Consider the following 5203-nt stretch of genomic DNA (forward strand, 5'->3'; position numbering starts at 1 on the left):
CTGCCGGGCGGCCTCGGCCCGCCGGTCGAGCTCGCGCATGGCGTCGCCATAGGCCGGGCTGGCCTGCGCCGCGATCCGGGCCGCAGCGGCCCGCAGGTCGCGGGCGCGGGGCTGCCGGTCGGCGCGCGCTACCTCGACCGCCGCCGTTCGAGCGCGTCGAGCCGCCCTTCGATCCGACGCAGCATCTCGGTCTGGTAGGTGAGGGCCTGCAGCACCTGCTCCAAGGTCGTCAGGACCGGGCTCTCGCCCGGTTCCTCCGGACTCTCCGGCAGCAGCGCTTGGGCCAGGGTCTGGACGAGGCCGTGCGTCTGGCTCGCGATCCGGCCGACCTTGTTGGTCTGGACCAGAATGGTCTCTGCCGACGCTCGGGACGGGGCTGGCTGGGCGGTCTGCGACATGCTGCTTCTCCATGAAGGCCGAGACCTCGGCCCGCTTCTGCTTGGCAAGGCGGTCGAGCGCCCCGACGAACTCGTCCCCGCGCCGCACGATCCATGCACCCGGCTTGTCGCCGGCGACCACGGACAGCCCCTGCTCGGACAGGGCGGCGCGCAGGGCCTGCGGCCCGTCGCTGCGCGCCATGGCCTCGCGCACGACCTCGCGCACGTCCCGAAAGTCGACGCCCTTCCGATCCAGAACCCGGCGCTGGTCCGGGGTGACGGCGCTGCGCGGCCGCTCGGGCTGCGGCCCGAGGCCCGCCGTCAACCATGCCGCCACCTCGGGCCGGGCCTTCTCGAAGTAGCGCAGCGCGCTCCCGTGATGCCGCCCGAGCGTCGGCGCCTCGCCAAGCTCGAACTCGGCCAGGCGGCAGGCGGTCTCGACCTTGATCTTGTCGAGGCCGGCCCGCGCCACGAGACCATCCGGGCCTACTCGTGCAACGACCAGGTGCAGATGCGTCCCGCCCTCGCCGGCGACGCGGGGCTTGTCGTGCAGCACGCGGGCGCAGCCGTTCTCGGCCATGCCGAGATGGCGCAGCACGATGTCGCCGGCCCGATGCACCTCGGCGTCGCTCATCTGCCGGCCGGGGCTGATGCTGATGTGGAGAAAGGCCGCGTCGGCCTTGGTCCCGTCCCGCATCAACTGCATGTCGCGCAGGGATGCCGGCAGGTCGCTCGACAGCATGTTGTCGATTCGCACAGCCACGCGCTCGTTCATCTCCGTCTTCAGGAGATGGGCGCAGAGGTTCCGGGCATCGCGCCCGGAGCGGCCATGCGAGACGACGTTGCCGATCATCCCGAGGATCCCGCAGCAGTCAGCACCGCCTCATGCAGGGCGCGGATCTCGGCTTGCAGCGCATCGAGGGCGGCGGCGTCCACGCGCCCGCCGGTATTCGCATGCCGGGCGAGCTGGTTGAGGTTGTTGCCGAGCTTGGCGGCTTCGCCGGCCCAGCGGCCGACCTCGACGCGGAGGCCGTCGCGCTTGCGCCGCCGGGGAGGCAGCGGCGCGTTGGCCCTCGCGAGCACCGCCTCGCGGGCCAAGGTGCTCGGCCCGACACCGGCCGCCGACGCCGCATCGAGCACAAGCTGATGCTCAATCGGGGTCAGTCGCAGGCCGATCGTGATCGTCGCCTTCCGGCTTTCCGAGGCCATGTCCCAAGCGCTCCGCGAAGGGGGGTTCCACAGGGGGCTTCAGCCCCCTTGGCCAGTAAGTGCGGTGTAACCGCGCTCTGCTGGCTATCTCAGGATAGCTACCCAACACGCGCTTTTCAAATCGAGTGCCTACCGTGCCTTGATCAGGGCTGTAACGACGCTGGAATCCAACTCGAACGACCTGCGAGCGCCCGTCGAACGCCGAAGCACATCGACTGCACGGCCGAGGCGAGCGGCAGTCGAACCCCGCTGGAACGCCGCCGTCTCGCGAATGTCGCGCTCGGAGGGCCTGACGGGCTGCGGGGGCGGAGGGGCTGGCTCGGGCGGGTTCGCCGTCCGGCGCGCCCATGCCGCTACCTCCGGCCACGGCTGATCGGTCTCCACCTTGCGGATCAGCGCAGCGGCCTGCCCGAGCCGCATCAGACCGTTCCACGTGCCGGGCGAGAGAATGCCGACTTCGACGCCATCGGCGGCAAGCTCCTGCTCGCCCTCATCCTGCGCGCTGTCGTCGGCGGGCTCGATTCCCAGCCGCTCGGCCATCGCCGCCGTGATGACGCAGGAGCGGGTGCCGGCCATGGTCTCCGCGTATTCCCGCCAGAGCGCATAGTCGCGGGGCTGGCCGGTCATGGCGCTGGCCGCGATCTCGAACGGGGCGCGGCCCTTGGCCGAGCGGCTGACCTTGCCGCTCCTGCCGGCGAGTTCCCATGCGAGGCCCTTCGCCACGTAGTCGGCGGCGTTCTCGGGGCTGGTCGCCACCTGCACATCCTGCCCGAGCCGTTGCGCCGTCGCGCCCTCGGCCTCGACGTACTGCATGTACCGCTGGATCAGGAACTCGCCGGCCTCGGCAGCGGTCGAATTCGACTGCGCCAGGCAGAGTACCAGCAGGTGCAGATGGAAGTGCCAGCCGTGCCGTCCATGCGTGACCTCGGGCGCGACAAGCACACCGATCACGCCGGCCCGCTTCTGCATCCGCGCCCAGGGCGCGCCCTGCCGGGCCTTGCGGCCTGCGGTCTGGACAATCCGCTTGAGGTCAGCGAGCCGATCGCCGGCGCGATGCTGCACCGTGAGCGTGACCATGACGGCCGTCCCGTCCTGCCCGTAGAGCGCGCTGACGGCCTCCTTGACCCTCCCCTGCCGGTCGAGCGTCTGGCGCGGCGCGCAGGAGGGGCAGAGCCACGCGCTATCGCAACGGAAGACGCCGCCGACGCCTACTGCGCCGCTCTCGCGCCGGGTGATGGTGACCGCCTCGGCCTCATGGCCGGAACGGCCACAGCCGCAGACGGCAGGCCCCTTGCCCGTCTCCGGATCGCGGAGCATCCGGCCGATGCCATGGCGAAGCTCGAACCGCTTCGACGTGGTGGACAGGAACCCGTCTCCCTCAGAAGGAGGGGGGGGGGTCAACGTAGCGCCTCTGTTGTCGAGCGCCCCCCTGCGGGGGCCGGAAGCGCGCACGGAAGCGCCGCCACCGGCGGGGCCGGCAGCGTCGAACAGCCGTGCGACGGGGCTCACAGCGCCATCAGGACGGCCGCGCTATTGATTCGTGCATGGGTCAGGGGGTATAACAACAGCGGTTCCGGCTCACTGAGCCGGCTCCTTGTTGGGCTCCCTGTTTCGCTGCGCCGGCCAAAGTGCTCGCGAAATAGGTCGCCGGGACCACATAAGCCGCCGGGGGTCATTCCCCGGCGGTTTTTGCATTCTAGGCCTCGGGCCTACATTCGCAAAACGCCCTTATTCTTCAAGCGCTTACAGCGAATCGACGCCACCATGGCCGATTCGCGGACGCATGCCAGCGGTCGCGATCCGCCTCGGCGGCGTCGGCGCGTCGACGCTCCGCGTCCACCAGCGCCTTCAAGCCGTCGATCTGGACTTCCAGCCGGGCGATGGTCAGGGCGGATTCGTTCTCGGGGGAGGGGGCCACCGGCGGGGCCGCCAAGGGGGGAGCCGAGGGGGCCGCCAGCGTCTCGAACGGCACGGAGACCCGCGCCTTGCCATCATTGCCGACCGTGCGCTTCCAGCGCTTCCGACGCACCAGATTGCGGGCCGAATGCGGGGTTATCCGCATGCGCTCGGCCAGTTCGTCATAAGACAGGCTGACGGTTTCCATGCGGCCCTCGATGGCGCCATAGGCGGGGACATCGAGGGTGCATCCGGAATGGTTAACGGAATCCTACCGTCCAGCCCGGGCCGCCGGGGCCGTGAAGGGGGCCGGACCGCTCCCAACCCGCAGATGCTGCGCATCTGTCCCCCGGCTGAACCGGCCCTTTCGCTCGCTGCGCGAGCAGGCCGGTCCATCCGGGCGGGTCGGGTCCCTCAGCGGTCCTTGACGGGGCGACGGGGGCTGTCGCGGTCCCCGCTCCAAGGCCGGGCGGCTGCGCCACCCAACCTTGGAGCAAGGATCGCGCCCCCTCTGCCCCGTCATCCCGCCTTCCGCACCACCCCCGGCGGCCCTCCACCTGGCTACCGCCCGGAAGCCTTTCGTTGCATAGTGATTTTCCCGCAGGGGGGCGGGGAAGCATGCCGTTCTCTTCGCTGACCAATCCAGCTGACCTCGCTAGGGCGCAAGCGGCAATGGAGGCCGCATGGAACGAAATCCGGCCCACGGTCGCTTCGGAAGCCCTTGAGCGAGAGCGCCTCCGGCTCGTTTACATCGTGTCTGCGTTGACGGGCCGCACCGGCGAGGAAGATGACCTGACGAGGCTGGCGATTGAACGCTACCAGCGAGCCATCCAAGCCGAGGGCCGGGGTTGACGGGGAGGGCCGGCGCGGACCCTGGCCCTCAACCCGGCATAGCGCAGCGGCGCCGGGTTGAGGCCGGAGGCCGAGCGCCGGTTCGCCCCGTCACCGACGAGCCGGGCCCCGTGCACTATGCGGGAAGCGGGGTCGGCGCAGCCGATCCTGCCGGGGCCCGTGACCCGGCAGGAACCGCTGTAGCATCGTGCATGGGAGCGAGGAGGCTACCCCGGCCCGCCCCGCCCCGCTTGGGACGCCAGTCACATTCTGGAACGCAATGCACAGGCCCGCTCAGCGACTAGGTCCCCTCGGCCTGTAGGCCCGGTCCTCGGCCTCCTGCCGGCGACGCTCCTGCTCGCGGAGCTTGGCTTCCTCGGCGCGGCGCACGGCCTCGGCCCGGCGCATGTGCTCTTCCAGCGCAGGCACACCGGCCACCGCCCACTCCGGCCGGGCCTCCATCGCGCTGCGCAGCCGGTCGACTCGGGCGAGGTCCATGCGGGCCTCACGCTGCTCGCCCTCCTGCCGGCGCTGGTGCGCGGCCTCGGCGTCCTTGAAGGCGCGGGTCTCCCGATCCTCGCCCCTGCTGGCGGTGTCGCGCATGCTGCGCCGGGTGCGTGCGTCCTGCGCGCGCTCCCCGGCCAGCTTCTCCAGCGCGAGAATCTGACGGTCGGCGGCGGCGGCCTTGCCGGTCACCCACGCGAGCACGCCGCGAGGCCGTGAGGCCTCCGCAGCGGCCAGCTTGGCCTTGGCCTCGTCCTCGCGCCGCTCCGCGTCCTGAGCCGCCCTACGGGCCTTCCCAGCGCGTTCCCGGGCCTCCGCGAGGCTGGCGGGCGGTTCGAGCGGGACGGAGGCCCGCGCCATCCGCTGCCGGGCGGCCTCGGCCCGCC

Annotated in this window: 3 protein-coding genes and 2 pseudogenes; all 5 read right to left on the reverse strand. The window is 71.4% G+C overall.

Going from position 1 to position 5203, the window contains the following annotated elements; genetic code table 11:
* Positions 1–1230, reverse strand: a pseudogene (locus tag Q0Q47_RS30845) (hypothetical protein); the annotation flags it as partial.
* Positions 1227–1586 carry a plasmid mobilization relaxosome protein MobC gene (mobC, locus tag Q0Q47_RS30850; RefSeq protein ID WP_293868984.1) on the reverse strand — a complete coding sequence of 120 codons (360 nt, stop codon included), beginning with the start codon at positions 1584–1586 and terminating at the stop codon, positions 1227–1229. The pseudogene Q0Q47_RS30845 and the gene mobC, both read right to left, overlap by 4 nt.
* 129 nt (positions 1587–1715) lie before the next feature.
* Positions 1716–2903 (reverse strand): hypothetical protein, encoded by a 1188-nt coding sequence (locus tag Q0Q47_RS30855; RefSeq protein ID WP_293868986.1) that lies wholly within the window; start codon positions 2901–2903, stop codon positions 1716–1718.
* A 418-nt stretch (positions 2904–3321) separates the two neighbouring features.
* Positions 3322–3690: a hypothetical protein gene (locus Q0Q47_RS30860; RefSeq protein ID WP_293868988.1), complete on the reverse strand. Its 369-nt coding sequence runs from the start codon at positions 3688–3690 to the stop codon at positions 3322–3324.
* 917 nt (positions 3691–4607) lie between these two features.
* Positions 4608–5203, reverse strand: a pseudogene (locus Q0Q47_RS30865) (hypothetical protein); the annotation flags it as partial.

The organism is uncultured Alsobacter sp., from assembly GCF_945952055.1.
In the GTDB taxonomy this organism is placed as follows: domain Bacteria; phylum Pseudomonadota; class Alphaproteobacteria; order Rhizobiales; family Beijerinckiaceae; genus Alsobacter.

Bases quoted from the DNA above. Each gene is read 5' to 3' on its own strand.
- mobC (WP_293868984.1), bottom strand. From the start codon at position 1,586: ATGGCCTCGGAAAGCCGGAAGGCGACGATCACGATCGGCCTGCGACTG.
- Q0Q47_RS30855 (WP_293868986.1), bottom strand. From the start codon at position 2,903: ATGCTCCGCGATCCGGAGACGGGCAAGGGGCCTGCCGTCTGCGGCTGT.
- Q0Q47_RS30860 (WP_293868988.1), bottom strand. From the start codon at position 3,690: ATGGAAACCGTCAGCCTGTCTTATGACGAACTGGCCGAGCGCATGCGG.